The sequence below is a fragment of the Variovorax nitratireducens genome, assembly GCF_051216545.1.
In the GTDB taxonomy this organism is placed as follows: Bacteria; Pseudomonadota; Gammaproteobacteria; order Burkholderiales; family Burkholderiaceae_C; genus Variovorax.
Window position 1 is genome coordinate 25,047 of record NZ_JBPJZO010000002.1, and the last position, 21,576, is coordinate 46,622.

The window sequence follows — 21,576 nt, forward strand, 5'->3', positions numbered from 1 at the left end:
GTGGTTTCGTTTCAAGACCAGCCCAGCCCCAACCTCAGTAGCATCAGCGTCGCCGTCCCGACCAGGATTGTCCCGGTCACGTCGCCTCGCCGGGCCAGGTAGTACAGCAAGGCCGCCGCCACGGCGAACAGCCGCGCGTCCCGCCAGTCGGCCAGCAGGTGGCCGTTGCTCAGCAAGACCTCGGGCACCACCATCGCAAGCAGCGCCGCTACCGGGGCATGGCGCAGGCCCTGGCGCAGCCAGCCGGGCAGGCGGGGTTCGCGGTTGGGCAGCAGGAAGAAGCTGCGCGTGAGCACGGTCACCAGCACCAGCGCCAGCACCGCGAGCCAGGCGTACATCCCGTGGGCCGCATGCATCAGCGCACGTTCCAGTGGCGGTCGGCCCAGAGCCCGGCCACGAAGGCCGTCGCAATGGCCGCGACGACGTTCAGGCCCATCGGCCACGAGGCGGTGGCCAGCGCGACCGACGCGGCCGCCAGGGCCGAGCAGCGCACCGCGCGGTCGGTCAGCATCGGCAGCGCGAGCGCGAGCAGTGCCAGCACGCCGACGAAGTGCAGGCCCCAGGCGGTGGGAATGGCGTCGGCCAGGAAGATGCCCGCGAGCGACGCGGCATGCCAGGCGGCCCAGTTGGTCAGTGCCAGGCCGAGGAAGTAGCCCTGCTGCGACACGGTCGCACGGCCGGTCGGCGAGGGCACCGGATGCCGCTGCACGAACCGCGCATACACCGGATCACCGGCCAGGTAGGACAGCAGCACGCGCTGCGGCCGGCCATGCCCGCCGAAATAGCGCCGCCAGCTGACGCTGAACACTACGAAGCGCAGGTTGAGCACGCAGGCGGTCGCGGCGATTACCCACAGCGGCGCGTTGGCGGCGATGAGCGGCAGGCAGGCCAGTTGCGACGCACTGGCGAACACCAGCAGCGACATGCCGAGGATCACGCCCAGGCCGACGCCGCTCTTGGCCATCGCCACGCCGGCGACCAGGCCCATGGCCAGGGTGCCGAGCGCCGGGCCCCTGATGTCACGGCAACCCTGGGTGAACTCGTGGCGCCATGTGGGGTCGTTGAGCCGCGGCGACAGGAACGGCCGTCGCATCAGAGCGCCGTCGGCACCGGCTGGCCCGCGAGTTCCGCGCGCGGCGCGGCGGCCAGCAGTCGGCGCGTGTAGTCGTTCTCGGGCGCGTTGAACACGCGCCCCGTGGCGCCCTGCTCGACGATGCGGCCCTGGCTCATCACGATCACGCGGTCGCACAGCTGCGCCGCGACGCGCAGGTCGTGCGTGATGAAGAGAATGCCCAGCCCGAGGTCGCGCTGGATCTCGCGCAGCAGTTCGAGGATCTGCGCCTGCACCGACACGTCGAGCGCCGACACCGCCTCGTCCGCCACCAGCACCTGCGGCTGGCAGGCGATGGCCCGTGCGATCGCGAGGCGCTGGCGCTGGCCGCCGGAAAACTGGTGCGGGTAACGCTGAAGCGCGGTGCGCGGCAGCTGGATGCGGTCCATCAGCTCTTCGGCGGTCTGGCGCGCATGCACGCGGTCCATGCCGAAGTTCATCGCGCCCTCGACCATCGATGAGCCCACGGTGCGCCGCGGGTTGAGCGAGCGGTTCGGATCCTGAAACACCACCTGCACCCGCGAGCGCAGCGGCCGCAGGCGGCCTTCAGGCAGGTCGTGCACCGGCGCATCGCCCCAGAGGATGCGGCCTTCGCTCGGTTCGATCAGCCGGATCATGCAGCGCGCGAAGGTCGACTTGCCCGAGCCGGACTCGCCTACCACGCCCACCGTCTCGCCGCGGTGCACCGCGACGCTCGCGGCCTGCAGCGCGGTGTTGTGCCTGGCGCGGCCCATCCAGTCGCGCCGCGTGTAGACCTTGCCGACGCCGTCGCCCGTTATCAGCGCCGGCCCGTCTGGCAGCGTGCGCGCGGGCGGCGGCGTCATGCCGGGCACGGCGTCGAGCAGCATGCGCGTGTAGGCCTCGCGCGGGCGGCGCAGCACCTGTTCGCAGGCGCCCTGCTCCACCAGCGCGCCACGGTGCATCACCATCACCTCGTCGGCGATCTCTGCGACCACGCCCATGTCGTGGGTGATGAAGAGCACGGCGCTGCCCTCCTCGGCCTGCAACTCGGCGATGAGCTTGAGGATCTCGGCCTGCGTGGTCACGTCGAGCGCTGTGGTCGGCTCGTCGCAGATCAGCAGGCGGGGCTTGAGGATGATCGCCATCGCGATCACGATGCGCTGGCGCTGCCCGCCCGAAAGCTGGTGCGGGAAGCTCGCGAAGATGCGTGCCGGGTCGGGCAGGCGCACCCGCTCGAAGATCGCGAGGATGTGCGCCTTGCGCTCGGCGGCACCCCAGGTCGTGTGGGTGCGCAACAGTTCGTCGACCTGCTCGCCGCAACTCAGCACCGGGTTCAGCGCCGTCATCGGCTCCTGGAACACCATCCCCATGCCAGTGCCGCGCAGCTGTCGCAGGCGCTTGTCGGAGATGAAGCGGCCCTGGTCGACCAGCGTCTCGCCCGACAGCACCACCTGCCCGGCCGAGAGCGTCAGGCCCTTTGCCATCAGGCCCATCACGGTGGTCGCCAGCACGGACTTGCCGGAGCCGGACTCGCCCACGATGCAGAGCGTGCGGCCGGCGTCCAGGCGCAGGTCGAGGTGTTCGATCGCATGCGGGCGATCCGCATCCGACGGCAGGCCCACCTGCAGGCCGCGCACTTCGAGAATCAGCTCGCGGCCCGGGGAATCGGTCATGGCATTCATGGGTCGCAGGCTCACACGCGTTTGGAGAATTTGGGGTCGAGCACGTCGCGCAGGCCGTCGCCCAGCAGGTTGATCGCCAGCACCGTCGGCACCAGGAATAGCGCGGGGAACAGCACGTTGCCCGGGCTCTGCGAGAACTGCACGCGACCTTCGGCCATGATGTTTCCCCAGGTCGGCACGTCCGACGGCAGACCCAGGCCGAGGAAGCTCAGGATGGCCTCGGTCAACACGGCCGACGCAGCGATGAAGGTGCCCTGCACGATCAGCGGCGCCAGCGCGTTGGGCAGGATGTCGCGCCACAGGATGGTGAAGTCGGGTGTAGCCAGCGCACGCGCCGCCTCGACGAAAGGCTCGTCGCGCAGGCTCATCACCAGCGCGCGCACCAGGCGCGTGACGCGCGGCACCTCGGGGACCGCGATCGCGAGGACCACGGTCGACAGGTTGGCACCGAGCACCGCCACCAGCGTGATGGCCAGCAGCACGGCCGGGATGGCCATGACGCCGTCCATCACCCGCATCAGCACCGCGTCGACCGCCCGGAAGTAGCCGGCCAGCATGCCGAGCAGGCAGCCGAAGGCGATGGCGACGAAGGCGGTGAACAGGCCCACCAGCATCGAGATGCGCGTGCCGTAGAGCACGCGGCTCCACACGTCGCGCCCCACGCTGTCGCTGCCCATCCAGAAGGTGTGGGCGATCTGGCTGCCGTCGGGCAGCATGACCTGGCCCGCGGTGCCAGCGTCCACCGAGATGAAGCCCGGGTCCATCGCCGACGGGTCGAAGGTGCCGAGCCAGGGCGCGCACACGCCCAGCAGCGCCAGCACGGCCAGCACGACGAGGCCACCGCGCACGGCGGTGTTGCGCCAGAGTCTTTGGAGATTGCTCATAATCAGTAGCGAATGCGCGGGTCGAGGAAGAGATAGCTCAGGTCGACCAGCAGGTTGACGCCGACGTAGACCAGCGCGAAGAACAGCACCACGCCCTGCAGCACCGGGAAGTCGCGGTTGAGCACCGCGTCGACCGTGAGCTGGCCCAGGCCGGGAATGGCATACACCGTCTCGGTGACGACCACGCCGCCGAGCAGCAGCGCGGCGCTCACGCCGATCACCGTGACCACCGGCACCGCGGCGTTGCGCAGCGCATGGTGCATGAGCACCTGCAACTCGGTGATGCCCTTGGCGCGCGCGGTGCGGATGTAGTCCTCGGTCAGCGCCTCGCTCACGGCGGCGCGGGTCACGCGCGAGAGCAGCGCGACGTAAGTGATTGCCAGCGTCAGGCAGGGCAGCACCAGCTGGTTGAGCCACGGACCGACCCCATCGGCGATACGCCGGTAGCCCTGTACCGGGAACCACTGCAGCTTCATCGCGAGCAGGTAGATCAGCACGTAGCCGACCACGAACACCGGCACCGAGAAGCCGGCCACCGAGAAGGCCATCACGGCCTTGTCGAGCCAGCCGCCCATGCGCCAGGCCGCCAGCGTGCCCAGCGGCAGCGCGATGAGCACGGCCAGCAGCAGCGTACCGGCCGCCAGCGACAGCGTCGGCTCCATGCGCTGGCCGATGAGTTCGGTCACCGGCTTGTTCAGGAAGAAGGAGAAGCCCAGGTCGCCGTGCAGTACGCCGTTGCCCCAGATCGCGAACTGCGTCCACAGCGGCTTCGTCAGGCCGAGCTGCACGCGGATGCGGTCCAGGTCTTCGTTGGTGGCGCTGTTGCCCCCGATGACGGCGGCGGGGTCGCCGGGCGTGAGCCGCACGATCATGAAGATCGCGATGGCCACGACCATCAGCACGGGCAGGGTGGCGAGCAGGCGCTTGCCGAGGAAGGTGAGCATAGGAGGAACTCCGCGGCCGGTCGGCGGCCCTCAAGGCCCCCGCCGATGTCGCTTATTGCTTCTTGATGTTCCAGTACACCTGCGCACCCGCCGGCACCAGGCCGTCGATGTTCTTGCGCACGGCGGCGGGCTGGTTGTACTGGCCGACCGGCACGTGGGTCGCGGTCTCGAAGGCGCGCAGTTGGGCCGCAGCGGACAGCTTTTTCTTGTCCGCGTCGGTCTTGGCCTGCGTGAACTGGGCCTTGATCTCTTCGAGCTTGGCGTCGGTCTGCCAGCCGAACCAGCCCTTCTCGCCTGTCGCATTCATCATCGCCATGGTGATCGGGTTGAGAATGTCCGAGGCGGTCCAGGAGGTCATGAAGGCGCTCCAGCCGCCGGCCGAGGGCGCGTCCTTCTTGGCGCGGCGAGCCACCAGCGTCGACCAGTCCATGGCCTGCATGTCGACCTTGAAGCCGGCCTGCTCGAGCTGCTGCTTGGCCACCAGCGGCAGCTTGCCGATGGTCGCGTTGTCGGTCGGGCGCATCAGCACCACAGGCTCGCCCTTGTAGCCGGCTTCGGCCAGCAAGGCCTTGGCTTTGGCCGGATTGGCGACACCGGTGTAGTCGCCGGTCTGTTCCGACTCGAACAGTGTGCCGCACGGGAACATGCTCTTGCAGTAGCGCGTGAGGCCCGGCGTGCCGACCTGCGTGCGCAGGAAGGCCTCCTGGCCCAGCGCCAGCATGGCGGCGCGGCGCGCCTTCTCGTTATTGAAGGGCGGCTGCAGGAAGTTGAAGCGCAGGATGAACTGGTTGCCGGCCGGCTGGGCGTCGACCAGCTTGACGTCGGGGTTGGTGCGCAATGTGGCGTACTGCTCGAACGCGGGCTGCTCGAGGATGTCTGCCTCGCCGTTGAGCAGCGCATTCATCTGCGTCTGCGCGTCGCGGATGATCAGCCATTCGACGCGGTCGACATACACGTTCTTGCCACCGGCCGTGCCCGAGGGCGCCTCGGCGCGCGGCTTGTAGCGGGTGTTCTTGGTGAACACCACGCGTTCGCCGGGGCGGAACTCGTCGGCCTTGAACACGTACGGGCCGGAGCCGATCGATTCCTTGACCTGCGTGTCGCCCGGGGTGTCGGCCATGCGCTTGGGCATGATGAAGGGCACGTTCGACGACGGCTTGCCCAGCGCTTCGAGCACCAGGCCGAAGGGCTCCTTCAGCACGATCACGAAGGTCTTTGCGTCGGGGGTCTCGTAGCGCTCGGTGCTCTTGGCCAATTGCGCGCCGAAGGTGTCGCGGCTGGCCCAGCGCTTGATGGAGGCGACCACGTCTTCCCCAGTGACCGGCTTGCCGTCGTGGAACTCCAGGCCGTCGCGCAGCGTGAAGGTCCAGGTCTTGTTGTCGGCGGACACCTTCCACTTGTCGACCATCTGCGGCTTGATGTGGCCTTCGAGATCGGTCGCGAACAGCGTGTCGTAGACCATGTAGCCGAAGTTGCGCGTCACGTAGGCCGTCGTCCAGATCGGGTCGAGCACGGTGATGTTGCTGCTCGGGATGATCTTGAGGGTGCTGGTCTGCGCCATGGCTGGAGCCATGACCGCGCCCGCGAGCAGGACGGTGGCGGCCCACTTCGTGAAACGGCGCGACAGGAAACCGGTGGGGCCGACGGGCCCGAGAGAGCGTTGCTGCATGGACGTTGGGTGTTCGGGGTTGATGAGCGCGGCCCGCCCATCCGGGCTGGCGTGCTCCGCATTGGGAGCGCAATCGCCGGAAACGCATATAGACAGTTATGTTTTCTGTTGCAGAACAGTTGAGGCAAGATCACTCGATTGGGGCCTGGCCCCGCACACAAACCGTGCACCGACCCGCCACCATGATCGCTATCAACCCCACCCTTTCGACCCCGCTGGTGCGGCAGGTCTACGACGCCTTGCTGCACGACATCTCGTCGAGTGCGATGAAACCGGGCGACAAGCTGCCGTCGGTTCGCGGGCTGGCGAAATCGTGCGCCGTGAGCACCATGACGGTGACCAACGCCTACCAGCGCCTAGTGGCCGAGGGCCATGTCGAGGCGCGCAGCGCGAGCGGCTACTACGTCGCGGCCCCCGAACGTTCCGGCGCACGGCGCAAGCCTTTCGCGGGCCGCACCTCGGTCGATTCGCTGTGGCTGCTCAAGCATGTGTACGAGGACGACCGGAGCCTGCTGAACGCGGGCTGCGGCTGGGTGCCGCCGGAACTGCTGCACACCGAAGGCGTTCGGCGCGCGCTGGCCGCGCTCTCGCGCAAGTCGGCTGCCGGCCTTGCGAACTACGGCAACCCGTACGGCTACCTGCCGCTGCGCCAGCAGATCCAGGTGCTGCTGGCGCAGAAGGGCATCGAGGCGCCGCCGCACCAGATCGTGCTGACGCACGGTGCGTCGCAGGCGCTCATCCTCGCGGCGCGCTGCCTGCTGCAGCCGCACGACGTGGTGCTGGTCGACGAGCCCAGTTCGACCAACCTGTTCGCCATGCTGCGTTCGCTCGACCTGAAGCTCGTGGGCATCGAGCGCACCGCGCAAGGCCCCGACCTCGAGGCGCTGCGCACGCTGGCGCAGCGACACCGGGCCAAGGCCTTCTTCACGACCGCCAACCTGCACAACCCCACCGGCAGCCAGTGCAGCCCGGCGGTCGCCTACCAGTTGCTGCGGCTGGCGGAGCAGCTGGATTTTCACATCGTCGACAACGACGCGATGTCAGGCCTCGAGTCGCCCGGCGCCACCTCGCTGGCGAGCCTCGACCGCCTGCAGCGCGTGATCCACATCGGTAGCTTCTCGAAGACCGTGTCGCCCAGCCTGCGGGTGGGTTTCGTGGCCTGCAGCGAGGAGTTCGCCGAGAAGCTGATCCTTCACAAGATGGTCAATAGCCTCACCACCTCGGAGCTCAACGAGAAGCTGCTGCACGGCGTGCTGGCCGAGGGTCGTTTCCGGGCCCACCTCACGCAACTGGCCACGCGACTGCGCCAAGCGCAGGAGAAGGTGTGCGACGGGCTGGAAGCGGCCGGCATGCAGCTCTTCATGCGGCCGGCCGGCGGGCCGTTCCTGTGGGCGCGCTTCGAGCGCGACGACGTCGACATGCGCGCGCTCGCACAGCGCGCCATCGCCGAAGGCTTCCTGCTGGCGCCCGGTGACCTGTTCCGCACCGACCTGCGCCCGACGCCGTGGCTGCGCTTCAACGTGGGCTATGCCGACGATCCCCGGCTCTACCGGTACCTCGCGGAGGAAGGCGGGCGCTCCCGCCCGCCGCGGACTCCAGCCCGCTGAGCAGGCCCCCAGTCATTGGCGCCTAAACTGCAACGCCCGAGGCCCGGATACACCGGCTCGGGCTTTTTCCTGATCTGGAGACAACGCGTTGAGCGACACCACATTCGACTACATCGTCATCGGCGGCGGCACCGCCGGGGCGTTGATGTGCAACCGGCTGACTCGTGATTCGCAGAAGCGCACGCTGCTGATCGAGGCCGGCCGCAAGGACGACTATCACTGGATCCACATCCCGGTCGGGTATCTCTACTGCATCGGCAACCCGCGTACCGACTGGCTCTACAGCACCGAACCCGATGCCGGGCTCAACGGCCGCACGCTGCGCTATCCGCGCGGCAAGACGCTGGGCGGCTGCTCCAGCATCAACGGCATGATCTACATGCGCGGTCAGGCGCGCGACTACGACCAGTGGGCCGCCCTCACCGGCGACGACGAGTGGCGCTGGCAGAACGTGCTGCCCGCCTTCAAGCAGCACGAGGACTATTACCTCGGTGCCGACGAAGTGCACGGCGCCGGCGGCGAGTGGCGGGTCGAGAAGCAGCGCCTGCGCTGGGACATCCTCGACGCATTCGCGCTGGCGGCGCAGGAAGCCGGCATTCCGCATTCCAGCGATTTCAATCGCGGCAGCAACGAAGGCGTGGGCTACTTCCAGGTCAATCAGAAGGACGGTTGGCGCTGGAACACGGCCAAGGCCTTCCTGCGTCCGACCTGCTACGGCCGGCCCAACTTCGAGATGTGGGTCAACGCCCACGTCACGAAGCTGATCGTCGAGACACAGCCCGACGGCACGCAGCGCTGCACCGGCGTGCAGGTGTGGGACGGCCACGAGATGGTCACCGCGCATGCGACGCGCGAAGTGCTGCTCTGCGGCGGCAGCATCGGCTCGCCGCAGGTGCTGCAGCTGTCGGGCATCGGCCCGGCCGACCTGCTGCAACAGCACGGCATTCCGCTGGTGGCCGACCTGCCCGGCGTCGGCGCCAACCTGCAGGATCACCTGCAGATCCGCGCCGTGTTCAAGATCGACGGCGCGCCGACGCTCAACGTGCTGGCCTCGTCGACGCTCGGCAAGGCGAAGATCGGCCTCGAGTATTTGATGAAGCGAACCGGCCCGATGAGCATGGCGCCGTCGCAGCTCGGGGCCTTCACGCGCAGTTCGCCCGAGCATGAGCACCCGAACCTCGAGTACCACGTGCAGCCGCTGTCGCTCGACGCTTTCGGTGAGCCGCTGCACAGCTTTCCGGCCTTCACCGCGAGCGTGTGCAACCTCAACCCGACCAGCCGCGGCACGGTGCGCATCAAGAGCAGCCGCTACCAGGACGCGCCGGCCATCGCACCGAACTACCTGAGCACCGCCGAAGACCGCAAGGTTGCGGCCGACTCGCTGCGCGTGACACGCCGCATCGCGGCCCAGCCCGCGCTGGCCAGGTACAAGCCAGAAGAGTGGAAGCCGGGCGTGCAGTACCAAAGCGACGAAGAACTCGCGCGCCTGGCCGGCGACATCGCCACCACGATCTTCCACCCGGTCGGCACCACCAAGATGGGCGCCGACAACGACCCCATGGCAGTGCTTGATTCGCGCCTGCGCGTGCGCGGGATCCAGGGACTGCGCGTGGTCGACGCCGGCGCGATGCCGACCATCACCAGCGGCAACACCAACAGCCCGACCTTGATGATGGCCGAGAAGGCGGCCGCGTGGATCCGGGCCGACGCACGCGCGTAGGCCGAGGCTGCTTTCACTTCGCACATGGCATCCCTGGAACACAAAATCCCTCCGCCCGTCGTTGCCCTTCTGGTGCTTCCGGTCATGTGGCTGCTTTCAACAGCCCTGCCTCGCATCGAAGTGTCTTCACAGCTTCGGGTCGCCGTCGCCGTTTGTATCGCCCTCGCCGGCTTGGGTTTCAGTTCTGCCGGAGCATTGGCTTTCAAGCGTGCAAAGACCACCGTGAACCCTCTGCGTCCCGAGCGGGCCACTGCGCTTGTCACGTCGGGCGTCTATCGGATCACTCGAAACCCGATGTACGTGGGCCTGCTGCTGGGGCTTCTTGCCTGGGCAGTTCTGCTCTCGTCGCCGCTGTCCCTTGCAGGGCCGGTCGCCTTCATCACGTATATCAACCGGTTCCAGATCGACGCTGAAGAGCGAGTGCTCGTGGCCAAGTTCGGCGCTGACTACGCTTCATACCGGTCACGCGTCCGCAGGTGGCTGTGAGGCCTGCCCGCGCCAGCGAGTAGCGCGTCGTGCCGGAGGTTAACTTTCGGATACAAATTTGCCCCGCAAGAACAAGGGTGGAACGGGTATCCCCCAATGCACTGCCACGGTGCGGCCTCTACAGTCTCGCCACTCGCAACGGGCCATGCCCGTCAGGGCGGGGCCGAGGAGACAAAACTTCGCGAACTAATAAAACGATTCCAAAGGCATCCGCTCACGAGATGCCCACCCTTTAAAAAGCGCCGCTGGTCGGCGCTTTTTTTATGGCGAATCGAACTGCAGCACCGACCGACCGGACACTTTTAGCTATTGATTTGATAGCAAATCCCGGTGCGAAATTGGCCGCCATGGAAATGCTGGTGGTGACGGGCGCCTCGCTGCTCGAGGGCTTTGTCGATTCGATCGTGGGCGGCGGCGGCCTCATTCTGGTGCCCGCGCTGTTCGCCACGTTTCCGGGCGCGCCACCCGCGTCGCGCTCAACCACGGTGCTGGCTTCGTGCGCGGCGTGTTCATCGTGGCCGTGAGCGCCCTCATTCTCAAGACCGGCTACGACGCGTTCCTGCGGTGAGCGGGCCGCTGGTCACTGGATCAGCTTGCCGCCGCCGCCGAACATCGCGAAGTCGACGTAGCGCGAGGCTGTCTGACCCTTGGTGCTGAAGTCGAGCAGGTAGCCGCCGACGTCGACGGCTTTCGCGGAGGCCAGCGCGGCGGCGATCCCGGCCGCGTTGAGGGTGTTGGCACCCTCCATCACCTTGACCAGCGCCTTGGCGGCGATGAAGCCCTCCATCGAGCGCGCCGAAAGATCCGCGTCGCTGGAGGCCTGGCGCAGCTGCTGGTACTCGCGTGCGACGGTGCTGCGATCGCTACCCTGCGGCAGAACGACCGAAAAAGCGTAGCCGCGCGCGCGCTCGGGACCGAGCGCCTTGAGCAGCGCATCGGTGTCGATGATCGACATGCCGTAGACCATGCTGCCGGCCCCACCCACGGCCACGTATTGCTTGACGAACTCGATGCCCGCCGCCGTTGTCGCCCCCAGGAAGACCACCTGCACCTTGGCCTTGGCGATCTCGGCCACGGCCTGCTCGACGGCGACGGTGTTGCGCGGGTAGCCGGCACGCACGACGAGCTGCATGCCATAGCGCTTGGCGGCCGCCTCGGCGCCGGCCAGCACATCGCGGCCCAGGCTGTCGTCCTGGAACAGCAGGCCCACCCGCTGCACGCCCACGCCGGAGAGTTGGCTGAACAGCCGCGCCACCTCGTCCTGGTAGCTCGCCTTCACCACGTGCATGCCGGGCGCCTGCGCCACGCTGGTGGCGCCCGAGACGGCGCCGATCATCGCGATCTTCTGCTGCGCCAGCACGCCGTCCTTGGCGATCGCCTCGAGGTTGGCGGTGCCCACCGTTCCGATCAGCGCGACCGGCGATTCGGCGGTGATGATCTCGCGCGTCAGGCGCACGCTTTCCTCCACCTTTTGCGCATCGTCGCGGGTCACGAACTTGATCGGCCGCCCCCGCACCCCGCCCTTGGCATTGACGGCATCGAAATACAGCTTGGCGCCGGCGTGGATGGCGCGGCCCGTGACCGCCTGCGAGCCCGTGAAAGGCGCGACCTGACCGATGACGATGGGCTCACCGGCGGCCATCGCATTCCAGTGAACGCCCGCCAGCAAAAAAACGGCCGCGCATGCGCGATGCCAGCCCCCGAGCCAAATTCCTTCTTGCTTCCCCATGTCCGTAACCTTTCCGGCGCGCTTCGCCGCCATCGTTCTCTGTAACGATTGTTTACAAAAGCCAGGAGCGTACAGATTGAGGGTTAACCCTTGCAAATCGAGGGTTAACCCGTAGCCAGCCAGTGTGGCCGGTGCGCGACGGCAGGTCGATCAGTGGCCTGAAAGCCCAAGGAGTTCACGAAAACTTTTGGATACAACCGCCGAACCGGATCGATCATCGAGACTCCTTTAAGGAATCACCATGCACAGCCAGCACAGCCTGACCCGCACGCCCGCTTCCGCGCCGCCGCGACCGGCCATGGTGACCGCCGTGGCGCGTCATTTCGGGGTTCTTTCGCAGCGCCGGAACAACCTCAACGCGCAGTTGCAGCAAGAGCGGCTCAACCGCCTAGATCCCGATCAACGGGTGCGCGAAACCGGCGAGTGGTGAGTTGAGATTCAGGGCGCGGTCGCAGGCGTCGTCGTCGGCGCTGGCCAGGCCGCTTCGCTCGCCAGCCGCGGCTTGCCGATCGGCGCGGCGGCCTTGCCCACCTTGATCGCCGCCATGTCGGCCTCGCTCGGGTACTGGCCGAGCAACCAGTAGTCGAACACACGCCGCGCGATCGGCGCAGCGGCACCGGCACCCCACCCCGCGTTTTCCACGATCACCGCCAGTGCGATCTTCGGGTCGTTGGCCGGTGCGAACGCCATGAAGAGTGCATGGTCACGCTGGTGCTCTTCGAGCGCGCGGGCGTTGTACTTGGTGTTCTGCGCCTGGCTGACCGCCTGCGCGGTGCCGGTCTTGCCAGCCGCCGTGTAGGGCGCGCCGGCGAACACGCCGCGCGCGGTGCCGGCGGTGATCACCGCCTGCAGCCCCTCGCGCACCACCGCCACGTTGGCCGGCGCATAGCCGAGGTCGACGACCGGCGGTTGCTCGACCGGCACGGCCTTGCCGCTGACCGCGTCGCGCGTCGCGAGCACCAGGTGCGGCCGGTGCTTGAGGCCGCCATCGGCCAAGATGGCCGTCGCCTGGGCCAGCTGCAGCATAGTGAAAGTGTTGTAGCCCTGCCCGATGCCGAGCGAAATGGTCTCGCCCGCGTACCACTTCTTCGCCTCGGGCCGCTTGTAGGCATTGCGTTTCCACTCGGTGCTCGGCAACACGCCGCGCAGCTCGCCGCCCAGGTCGATGCCCGTGATCTGGCCAAACCCCATCGGCTTCATGAAGTCGTGGATCAGATCCACGCCCATCTCGTTGGCCAGCGAGTAGTAGTAGATGTTGCTCGACAGCTGGATCGAGCGGCGCATGTCGACGCCACCGATGTTGCCCTCGGGGCTGCCGAAGCGATGCCCGCCGAAATTGAAATACCCCGGGTCGTTGACGACCACGTTCGGCCCGCGCTTGCCCGTTTGCAGGGCAGCCATCGCCATGAAAGGCTTGTAGGTCGAGCCGGGCGGGTAGGTGCCGCGCAGCGCGCGGTTCAGCAGCGGCTTGTCGAGCGATTCGCTGAGCTCCTTCCAGCTTTCGCTGTCGATGCCCTCAACGAACAGGTTGGGGTCGAAGGTCGGCTTGCTCACGAAGGCCAGCACCTCGCCGGTCTTGGGGTCGATCGCGACCAGCGCGCCGCGGCGCTCGCCGTACATGTCCTCGACCAGCTTCTGCAGCTTGATGTCGAGCGACAGCATCACCGTGTTGCCGGGCGTGGCCGGATGGCCCGCGAGGCGCCGCACCGCGCGTCCGCCGGCCGAGGTTTCCATCTGCTCGACGCCGGTCTGGCCGTGCAGCGTCTTCTCGTAGCTTTGTTCGATGCCGAGCTTGCCGATGTACTCGGTGCCTTTGTAGTTGGCGAAGTCCTCGTCCTCCCACTCCTCCATCGCGGCTTTCTCGGTCTGGTTGATGCGGCCGATGTAGCCGAGCACATGGCTCGCAATCTCGCCGTGGGGGTAGTTGCGGAACAGCCGCGCCTTGATCTCGACACCCGGGAAACGGTAGCGCTGCGCCGCGAAGCGGGCCACCTCCTCGTCGCTCAGGCGGGTGCGGATCGGAACCGAGTCGAAGTTGCGCGAGTCCTCGCGCAGCCGCTTGAAGCGCCGGCGATCGCGCGGCGTCACTTCCAGCACCTCGGCCAGGCCGTCGATGGTCTGCTCGACATCGCCGGCTTTTGAAGGCGTGATTTCCAGCGTGTAGGCCGAATAGTTCGAGGCCAGCGTGATGCCGTTGCGATCCAGGATCAAGCCGCGGTTCGGCACCACCGGCACGATCGCGGTGCGGTTGTTCTCGGCCTGTTCGGCCAGGTCTTCGTGGCGCACCACCTGCAGGTAGACCAGCCGCATGCACAGCAGGCTGAAGGCCGTCAGCACCACGAGGCCGATCACGATCACGCGGCGCTTGAAGCGCGCGAGGTCGGCGGCGACGTTGCGAATCTCGGTCATCGGGGCTGGAGCTTAGGCTTCCGGGTGTTCAATGGCAATCGGGTGGCAGCCCCCGCCGGGCCTGCGCGCCACGCTATGGCTTTGGTAGCAACCAGCATCACAGTGGCCGATTGGCATCGGGCTCAGGCGTGCGTTTCTGCGGGGCCAGCAGCAGCAGGCTGGCCAGCGGCCAGAGTGCGGTTTCGAGCGCCGGCGCCAGCAGCAGGTTCCAGCCCGGGAACACGCCGCCACCTACCATGCGGATCGCCAGTTCGATCAGGTGCGACAGCGCGAACAGCGGCAGCAACTGCAATGCCTGCGACGCCACGGGGTACCAGAGCAGGCGGCGGTGGATCATGATCGCCAGGAAGCCGAGCGTGGTGTACGACAGCGCATGCTGCCCCAGCATGGCCGACTGGTGCACGTCCATGCACAGGCCGAACACGAACGCCACGCCGATGCCGATGCGGGTGGGCTGGTGCACGCTCCAGAACACGATGGCCAGCGCCAGCACGTCAGGCATCCAGGCGATGCGGCCGAGCGGCAGCATGTCGATCACCAGCGCCAGAAACAGGCTGCCCCACATGAAGAGCGGGCTTACCGGCAGCAGCAGCTGCTGTTGGCCAGGACGCATGATCATCGTGCTGCCGCGCCTTTCTTTTCAGCCTTGTCAGCCTTGTCTTTGTCTGCCTTTTCTCTGTCGGCCTTCTTCTTCGCGGCAGCCGTGGGCGCCGCAGCCGGTGCCGCCGGACGCGGCGCGGCGCGCGCGCTCAACGGCGACAGCACCATCACATAGCGCGCGGCCGTGACGCCGGCCAGCGGCACGCAATGGATGCGCGCAAAGGCCGAATCGGCCCGGCGTTCGATGCGGTCGATCTTGGCGACCGGCAGCCCCGGCGGGTAGACGCCATCCACCCCGCTGGTGGTGAGCAGGTCGCCTTCCTGCACATCGGAGTTGGCCTGCATGAAGCGCAGTTCGAGCCCGCCGCCGTGCGCGCTGGCCTCGCCGAACGCCACGCTGCGCGCACCGGTACGGGCGTTCTGCACCGGAATGGAAAGGTCGCGGTCGATCACCAGCGTCACTTCGCTGGTGAAGGGTTGCACCTGCGTCACCTGCCCGAGCACGCCGTGCTCGTCGATCACGGGCGAACCGGCCACGATGCCCTGCGTCATGCCCTGGTCGAGGATCAGCTTGCGGGTGTAGGGGTCGGCCGCGTCGTACAGCACCTCGGCAACGCGGCCCGGCGTGTCGGTGGTGGCACGCAGATCGAGCATCGCGCGCAGCCGCGCGTTCTCCTGCGCCAGTGCGTCGGCCTGGCCGGCGCGCTCGGACTGGAGCGCCAGCGCACGGCGCGCGTCGGCCTCGTTGCGTTGGGCTACCTGCAGGTCTTCGAAATAGCGCGTGCCGCCGAGGGCCATCTGCACCGGCTTCAGCGCGATCCACTGCACCGGGTACAGCAACGCGCCAACGGCGGCGCGCACCGGCCGCACGATGTCGAAGCGCGCATCCGCCACCATCAGGAACAGTGAAAGCGCGCTGAAGAAGATCAGCTTGCTGAGCGCCGACGGCCCCTGGTTGAAGAGGGGCGGCGCGGTGCGGTCAAGGGTGCCGAGCGGCATGGTGCGTCATTACGCCAGAGAAACCACCTGAATTTTCGTGGGTGCCGCAGAGCGGACACGAAGAGCCGCGCAGCCTGGGGGCGGGCTATTCGGACGTGAAGATGCTTCCGAGCCTGTCCATGCGCTCCAGCGCGATGCCGCAGCCCCGCACCACGCAGGTCAGCGGGTCTTCGGCCACCAGCACCGGCAGGCCGGTTTCCTCGGCCAGCAGGCGATCGAGGTCGCGCAACAGCGCGCCGCCGCCGGTCAGCATCATCCCGCGGTCGGCGATGTCGGCACCCAGCTCGGGCGGCGTCTGCTCGAGCGCGTTCTTGACGGCCGAAACGATGTTGTTGAGCGGGTCGGTCAGCGCTTCCAGCACTTCGTTGGAGCTGATCGTGAAGCTGCGCGGCACGCCTTCGCTGAGGTTGCGGCCCTTGACTTCCATCTCCTTGACTTCGGAGCCCGGAAAGGCCGAGCCGATGGTCTTCTTGATGACTTCGGCCGTCGGTTCGCCGATCAGCATGCCGTAGTTGCGGCGGATGTAGTTGATGATGGCCTCGTCGAAGCGGTCGCCACCGACGCGGACGCTGCCCTTGTAGACCATGCCGCCGAGACTGATGACGCCCACTTCGGTGGTGCCGCCGCCGATGTCGACCACCATCGAGCCGGAGGCTTCCGACACCGGCAGGCCGGCACCGATGGCGGCGGCCATGGGTTCTTCGATCAGGTAGACCGACGTGGCGCCGGCCGCTTCGGCCGCGTCCTTGATGGCACGGCGCTCGACCTGGGTCGAGCCGCAGGGCACGCAGATGATGATGCGCGGGCTCGGCGTGAGCATCGAGCGTGGGTGCACCATCTTGATGAACTGCTTGATCATCTGCTCGGTGATCACGAAGTCGGCAATGACGCCGTCCTTCATGGGGCGGATCGCCTCGATGTTGCCGGGCACCTTGCCGAGCATGGCCTTGGCCTCGCGGCCCACGGCCTGGATCACCTTCTTGCCGTGGGGGCCGCCTTCATGGCGGATTGCCACGACCGACGGCTCGTCGAGCACGATGCCTTTGCCACGGGCAAAGATCAGGGTGTTGGCGGTGCCGAGGTCGATCGCGAGGTCGGTCGAAAAATACCGACGGAAAGCTCCAAACATGTGCGGAATCCTCTGGAGCACGGCACACGCATCGGCATGTCGTCGCTCTCTTATTGGGTAGTCTGACGGGGTGGATTGGGCGTTTTTGCGGCAAAAGCCGGCGCGTTCGCGGGGGTTGCGGCAAAGGCGGGATAATACCCGAATCCCCTTCGTCTCCTGTCTTTGCACCCCCTCGCGGCGTGCGATTTGCTCCGGCTCACCCGGTTTTTTCGATGTCTCTCTCCCATTCCGATATCGCGCGCATTGCTTCGTTGGCAAGGCTGCAACTGGCTTCTGACGAAAGCGAGCGCATGCTTGGCCAGATCAATGGCTTCTTCGATCTGGTCGAACGCATGCGCGCGGTCGACACCACCGGCATCGCGCCGCTGGCCCATCCCGTGGCCGCAATTGAAGATATTTCATTGCGCCTGCGCGACGACGTGGTGAGCGAGGCGAACAACCGCGAAGCCAATCAGAGGAGTGCGCCGGCCGTTGAGGCGGGCCTGTTCCTGGTGCCGAAGGTGATCGAATGAGCCGGCCCGACCTCCACCAACAGGGCGTGGCCCAGCTTGCCCGGGCGCTGGCAGCGCGCGAGGTGTCGGCCGTGGAAACGGCGCAGCACTTTCTCGATCGTGCCCGCACCCACCAGGCGCTCGGCGCCTTCGTCGCGCTGGACGCCGACGTGACGCTGGCCCAGGCCCGCGCCGCCGACGAGAAGCTCGCCGCCGGCGGTGCACCTGCGCTCACCGGCGTGCCGATCGCGCACAAGGACATCTTCGTCACCACCGACTTCCCGACTACCGCCGGCTCGCGCATCCTGGCGGGCTATCGCTCGCCGTTCGACGCCACCGTGGTGCGCAAGCTGGCCGAGGCCGGCACGGTCACGCTCGGCAAGCTGAGCTGCGACGAATTCGCAATGGGATCGGCCAACGAGAACGTGGCCGTGCCCGCGATCGGCTTCGACGCCGCCACGCCGGTGGGCAACCCGTGGGACGTGAGTCGCATCCCCGGTGGCTCATCGGGCGGCAGCGCGGCGGCCGTGGCCGCGCGCCTGACGCCGGCCGCGACCGGCACCGACACCGGCGGCTCGATCCGCCAGCCCGCCTCGTTCTGCGGCGTAACCGGCATCAAGCCGACCTACGGCCGCGCCTCGCGCTACGGCATGGTTGCCTTTGCCTCCAGCCTCGACCAGGCCGGCCCGATGGCCCGCTCGGCCGAGGACTGCGCGCTGCTGCTGTCGGCGATGTGCGGCCCGGACCTCGATCGCGATTCGACCTCGATCGACCGCCCGGCCGAAGACTTCTCGCGCAGCCTGAGCGACTCGCTCGAAGGCCTGCGCATCGGCGTGCCGAAGGAATTTCTCGGCGACGGCGTCGCGGCCGGCGTGCGCGCAGCGATCGATGCGGCACTGGCCGAGTACGAGAAGCTCGGCGCGAAACGCGTGGCGATCACGCTGCCGCGCACCGAGCTCTCGATCCCGGTCTACTACATCCTGGCCGCGGCCGAGGCCTCGAGCAATCTGAGCCGTTTCGACGGCGTCAAGTTCGGGCACCGCGCTGCGAAGTACAAAGACCTGGCCGACATGTACGCCCAGACGCGCGAGGAGGGCTTCGGCGACGAGGTCAAGCGCCGCATCATGATCGGTACCTACGTGCTGAGCCACGGCTACTACGATGCCTACTACCTGCAGGCACAGAAGGTGCGCCGCATGATTGCCGACGATTTCCAGCAGGCCTTTGCACAGTGCGACGTGATCGCCGGCCCGGCCGCACCGACCGTCGCCTGGAACCTTGGCGAACACGGCGACGACCCAGTCGCCGACTACCTGGCGGACATCTTCACGCTGCCAGGCTCGCTCGCGGGCCTGCCGGGTATGAGCCTGCCGGCCGGCTTCGGCGAAGCTGACATGCCAGTGGGCCTGCAGCTCATCGGCAATTACTTTGGCGAAGCGAAGCTGCTCAACGCCGCCCACCGGTTCCAGCAGGCGACCGACTGGCACACGCGCACGCCGGAGGGCTTCTAGGATGAAACCGGGCTTTTCGATGCGATGCGGGCTGCGGGGTTTGGGGCGCTCGGGGCGCTCGGGGTGGGATCAGGCCGACGGCGTACTCTGCTCCGCGAATGTCCCCCGGGCTTCGCCCTCCTCCTTTATTTCGCTGCGCAGAGCACACCATCGGCCTGATCCGTCAGAGCGGTGGTTGATCGACGGAACCGGCGCAGCGTGTCCCGTGCCGAGGGCATCGGGTGCCTCCCGCAGCGAAATAAAGGAGGAGGCCGCAGGCCGGGGGACATTCGCGGAGGGAGGTACCCGGTGTCCTCGGCACGTACCCCGACGAACACCGTCGACCCCAAATGCAGGCACCGGGCAAAACAACCGCGCGTTGGAGCAATCGAGATGAGTGAGACCGCTGTCGTGAACCCCTTCGCCGAAGCGCAAGCCGGCCGCCCCACGGGCCCGCTGGTGCAGGGCTTCGAAGTCATCATCGGCTTCGAGACCCATGCCCAGCTGTCGACTGCGAGCAAGATCTTCAGCCGCGCCTCCACCGCGTTCGGCGCCGAGCCCAACACGCAGGCCTGTGCGGTCGACCTGGCGCTGCCCGGCACGCTGCCGGTAATGAACAAGGGCGCGGTCGAGCGCGCGATCAAGCTCGGGCTGGCGCTCGGCTCGCACATCGCGCCGCGCAGCGTGTTCGCGCGCAAGAACTACTTCTATCCCGACCTGCCCAAGGGCTACCAGATCAGCCAGTTCGAGATCCCCGTGGTGCAGGGCGGCTCGGTCAGCTTCTTCGTTGGCGACGAGCAGAAGACCGTGCGCCTGGTGCGCGCCCACCTCGAGGAGGATGCCGGCAAGTCGTTGCACGAGAACTTCGTCGGCCAGAGCGGTATCGACCTGAACCGCGCCGGCACGCCGCTGCTCGAGATCGTGACCGAGCCCGACATGCGCTCCACCGCCGAGGCCGTGGCCTATGCCAAGGAGCTGCACAAGATCGTCACCTGGATCGGCATCTGCGACGGCAACATGCAGGAAGGCAGCTTCCGCTGCGACGCCAACGTGTCGGTGCGCCGGCCCGGCGCGCCGCTCGGCACGCGCCGCGAGATCAAGAACCTGAACAGCTTCCGGTTCATGCAACAGGCGATCGACTACGAGATCCGCTGGCAGATCGGCGAGATCGAGGATGGCCGCGCGATCCAGCAGGCCACCGTGCTGTTCGACCCCGACACCGGCGAGACGCGCGCCATGCGCACCAAGGAAGACGCGGCCGACTACCGCTACTTTCCCGACCCCGACCTGCCGCCTCTGGTCATCGCGCAGGACTGGATCGACCGCGTGAAGGCCGGCATGCCCGAGCTGCCGCGCGCGATGGCCGAGCGCTATGTGCGCGACCACGGGCTGTCGGCCTACGACGCCGCGCAACTCACGCAGAGCACCGCGCTGGCGCGCTACTTCGACGCCACGGTCGTGGCCGGCGGCACGCCCAAGCTGGCCAGCAACTGGATCACGGGCGAACTGGCGCGGCGGCTCAATGCGCAGGAGATCGGCATCGAGGCCGCGCCGGTCGAGGCCACGCAGTTGGGCCAGCTGATCGCGCGCATCAGCGACGGCACGATCCCGAACAATGCCGCGCGCCAGGTCTTCGATGCGTTGTGGAGCGGCGAAGGCAGCGACGTCGACGCAATCATCGAGGCCAAGGATCTGAAGCCGATGAGCGACACCGGCGCGCTCGACAAGATCATCGATGACGTGCTGGCCACGAATCAGAAGAACATCGACGAGTACCGCGCCGGCAAGGACAAGGCCTTCAACGCGCTCGTGGGCCAGGTCATGAAGGCCAGCCAGGGCAAGGCCAACCCGGCGCAGGTCAATGCTCTCTTGAAGGCCAAATTGGGCTGAAGCGGTGAGGTGCCATCGATCCGGCCTTGCCGGTCGATCGGCGCCGCCCCCGGCAGGGGGTTGGCGCGCGCGACACGCAGTGCGCGCAGCCTGGGGGCGAGCCTTATTTCGCGAGGCCGCCTGCGTCGACCGTCCACAGCTGGCGCAGGCGCGCGCGCTCCTCGTCGAAGCGCGCATTCACGCGCTTCTTCTCGTCTTCCTGCTCGCCGATGAATCGGTTTTGCACCAGCACGCTCTGGGTGTTGTCGTCCCGCTGCCGGCGGATCGAGGCCGGCGCCTTGCTCGCATCGCCCTTGTAGAACTCGAGCTCGTCGTCGACCTTCTTGCGCTCGTCCACCAATTCGGCCTGGCGCTTGCGCGCGGCCTGGATCACGGCGTCGATCTGCGAGATCGCATCCTTGCGCTCGCGTTCGTGCGCGGCGACGTTGGGGTAGCGCATCAGCAGCGCCCGTTCGCGCCGCCGATCCTCGTTTTGCCGCAGCGCGACCAGCGCGGCCTGGCGCGCACGTTCGTCGCGCTCGGCCTGCTCCCTGGCGGTGTAGGTCGGCTCGATGCGGCGCCGGGTGGTCCCGCTCGGGTTGAGTTCGCGCTGCTCGCGGTCCATGCAATCGGCAATGGGCCGGTCCGACGTGATGTTGCGCCCGCGCGAATCGATGCAGCTGTAGATGCCGGCGGGCGCCGCCTGTTGTGGCTGCGCCTGCACGATGCCGGTCAGCAACAACGGCAGCCCGGCAAGGTATATGGCGAAGCGCACTGCATCGTTCCTTTAGATTTG

19 protein-coding genes and 1 pseudogene are annotated in these 21,576 nt (G+C 67.5%); 8 read left to right on the forward strand and 12 right to left on the reverse strand.

Annotated features, from left to right (window positions below):
• Nucleotides 1–11: 11 nt before the first annotated feature.
• Genes ACSFA8_RS05410 through ACSFA8_RS05435 form a run of 6 tightly spaced genes read right to left on the reverse strand, consistent with a single transcriptional unit; the run spans nucleotide 12 to nucleotide 6,251 of the window.
• Complete coding sequence (locus tag ACSFA8_RS05410; RefSeq protein ID WP_435478493.1) at nucleotides 12–356, reverse strand: AzlD domain-containing protein; 345 nt, start codon at nucleotides 354–356, stop codon at nucleotides 12–14.
• A complete protein-coding gene (locus ACSFA8_RS05415) occupies nucleotides 356–1,093 on the reverse strand; it encodes an AzlC family ABC transporter permease (RefSeq protein ID WP_435478494.1) in 738 nt (245 codons plus the stop codon). Before ACSFA8_RS05415 ends, ACSFA8_RS05410 begins: the two co-directional genes overlap by 1 nt.
• Nucleotides 1,093–2,745 carry a dipeptide ABC transporter ATP-binding protein gene (locus ACSFA8_RS05420; protein WP_435478495.1) on the reverse strand — a complete coding sequence of 551 codons (1,653 nt, stop codon included), beginning with the start codon at nucleotides 2,743–2,745 and terminating at the stop codon, nucleotides 1,093–1,095. Before ACSFA8_RS05420 ends, ACSFA8_RS05415 begins: the two co-directional genes overlap by 1 nt.
• 20 nt (nucleotides 2,746–2,765) lie before the next feature.
• Nucleotides 2,766–3,638: an ABC transporter permease gene (locus ACSFA8_RS05425; protein WP_435478496.1), complete on the reverse strand. Its 873-nt coding sequence runs from the start codon at nucleotides 3,636–3,638 to the stop codon at nucleotides 2,766–2,768.
• A 2-nt stretch (nucleotides 3,639–3,640) separates the two neighbouring features.
• A complete protein-coding gene (locus tag ACSFA8_RS05430) occupies nucleotides 3,641–4,582 on the reverse strand; it encodes an ABC transporter permease (RefSeq protein ID WP_435478497.1) in 942 nt (313 codons plus the stop codon).
• Nucleotides 4,583–4,634: 52 nt separating this feature from the next.
• Complete coding sequence (locus ACSFA8_RS05435; protein ID WP_435478498.1) at nucleotides 4,635–6,251, reverse strand: ABC transporter substrate-binding protein; 1,617 nt, start codon at nucleotides 6,249–6,251, stop codon at nucleotides 4,635–4,637.
• Nucleotides 6,252–6,433: 182 nt separating this feature from the next.
• On the opposite strand from ACSFA8_RS05435, the gene ACSFA8_RS05440 reads away from it, so the two are divergent.
• The 4 genes and pseudogenes from ACSFA8_RS05440 to ACSFA8_RS05455 form a co-directional block, all read left to right on the forward strand.
• A complete protein-coding gene (locus tag ACSFA8_RS05440; protein ID WP_435478499.1) occupies nucleotides 6,434–7,858 on the forward strand; it encodes an aminotransferase-like domain-containing protein in 1,425 nt (474 codons plus the stop codon).
• 88 nt (nucleotides 7,859–7,946) lie between these two features.
• Nucleotides 7,947–9,578, forward strand: coding sequence for a GMC family oxidoreductase (locus ACSFA8_RS05445; protein ID WP_435478500.1), 1,632 nt, complete (start codon nucleotides 7,947–7,949; stop codon nucleotides 9,576–9,578).
• Between the two features lie 24 nt (nucleotides 9,579–9,602).
• On the forward strand, nucleotides 9,603–10,064 hold the full coding sequence (locus ACSFA8_RS05450) for a methyltransferase family protein (protein ID WP_435478501.1): 462 nt from the start codon (nucleotides 9,603–9,605) through the stop codon (nucleotides 10,062–10,064).
• Nucleotides 10,065–10,411: 347 nt separating this feature from the next.
• A pseudogene (locus ACSFA8_RS05455) lies at nucleotides 10,412–10,582 on the forward strand (sulfite exporter TauE/SafE family protein); the annotation flags it as partial.
• A 62-nt stretch (nucleotides 10,583–10,644) separates the two neighbouring features.
• Here ACSFA8_RS05455 and ACSFA8_RS05460 read toward each other — a convergent pair.
• The gene (locus ACSFA8_RS05460) at nucleotides 10,645–11,706 is read right to left on the reverse strand and encodes an ABC transporter substrate-binding protein (RefSeq protein WP_435478502.1); all 1,062 of its coding nucleotides are present in this window, start codon (nucleotides 11,704–11,706) and stop codon (nucleotides 10,645–10,647) included.
• A 328-nt stretch (nucleotides 11,707–12,034) separates the two neighbouring features.
• On the opposite strand from ACSFA8_RS05460, the gene ACSFA8_RS05465 reads away from it, so the two are divergent.
• On the forward strand, nucleotides 12,035–12,223 hold the full coding sequence (locus ACSFA8_RS05465; protein ID WP_435478503.1) for a short-chain dehydrogenase: 189 nt from the start codon (nucleotides 12,035–12,037) through the stop codon (nucleotides 12,221–12,223).
• Nucleotides 12,224–12,231: 8 nt separating this feature from the next.
• Here the strand turns inward: ACSFA8_RS05465 and mrdA are convergent, their stop codons facing one another.
• The 4 genes from mrdA to ACSFA8_RS05485 form a co-directional block, all read right to left on the reverse strand.
• The gene (gene mrdA, locus ACSFA8_RS05470; RefSeq protein WP_435478504.1) at nucleotides 12,232–14,202 is read right to left on the reverse strand and encodes a penicillin-binding protein 2; all 1,971 of its coding nucleotides are present in this window, start codon (nucleotides 14,200–14,202) and stop codon (nucleotides 12,232–12,234) included.
• A 97-nt stretch (nucleotides 14,203–14,299) separates the two neighbouring features.
• Nucleotides 14,300–14,821 (reverse strand): rod shape-determining protein MreD, encoded by a 522-nt coding sequence (gene mreD / locus ACSFA8_RS05475; RefSeq protein ID WP_435478505.1) that lies wholly within the window; start codon nucleotides 14,819–14,821, stop codon nucleotides 14,300–14,302.
• Entirely contained in the window at nucleotides 14,818–15,801 is a 984-nt protein-coding gene (mreC, locus tag ACSFA8_RS05480) for a rod shape-determining protein MreC (RefSeq protein WP_435478506.1), read from the reverse strand. Before mreC ends, mreD begins: the two co-directional genes overlap by 4 nt.
• An 85-nt stretch (nucleotides 15,802–15,886) precedes the next feature.
• A complete protein-coding gene (locus ACSFA8_RS05485) occupies nucleotides 15,887–16,930 on the reverse strand; it encodes a rod shape-determining protein (RefSeq protein ID WP_286540939.1) in 1,044 nt (347 codons plus the stop codon).
• Between the two features lie 212 nt (nucleotides 16,931–17,142).
• Here ACSFA8_RS05485 and gatC point away from each other — a divergent pair, with 212 nt between their 5' ends.
• The 3 genes from gatC (at nucleotide 17,143) to gatB (ending at nucleotide 20,801) form a co-directional block, all read left to right on the forward strand.
• Nucleotides 17,143–17,442: an Asp-tRNA(Asn)/Glu-tRNA(Gln) amidotransferase subunit GatC gene (gene gatC / locus ACSFA8_RS05490; RefSeq protein ID WP_435479186.1), complete on the forward strand. Its 300-nt coding sequence runs from the start codon at nucleotides 17,143–17,145 to the stop codon at nucleotides 17,440–17,442.
• Nucleotides 17,439–18,932 (forward strand): Asp-tRNA(Asn)/Glu-tRNA(Gln) amidotransferase subunit GatA, encoded by a 1,494-nt coding sequence (gene gatA, locus ACSFA8_RS05495; RefSeq protein ID WP_435478507.1) that lies wholly within the window; start codon nucleotides 17,439–17,441, stop codon nucleotides 18,930–18,932. The genes gatC and gatA overlap by 4 nt, the downstream gene beginning before the upstream one ends.
• Before the next feature lie 372 nt (nucleotides 18,933–19,304).
• Nucleotides 19,305–20,801: an Asp-tRNA(Asn)/Glu-tRNA(Gln) amidotransferase subunit GatB gene (gene gatB, locus ACSFA8_RS05500; RefSeq protein ID WP_435478508.1), complete on the forward strand. Its 1,497-nt coding sequence runs from the start codon at nucleotides 19,305–19,307 to the stop codon at nucleotides 20,799–20,801.
• Nucleotides 20,802–20,904: 103 nt separating this feature from the next.
• On the opposite strand, the gene ACSFA8_RS05505 is transcribed toward gatB, so the two are convergent.
• Nucleotides 20,905–21,555 carry a DUF4124 domain-containing protein gene (locus ACSFA8_RS05505; protein ID WP_435478509.1) on the reverse strand — a complete coding sequence of 217 codons (651 nt, stop codon included), beginning with the start codon at nucleotides 21,553–21,555 and terminating at the stop codon, nucleotides 20,905–20,907.
• Nucleotides 21,556–21,576: the final 21 nt, after the last annotated feature.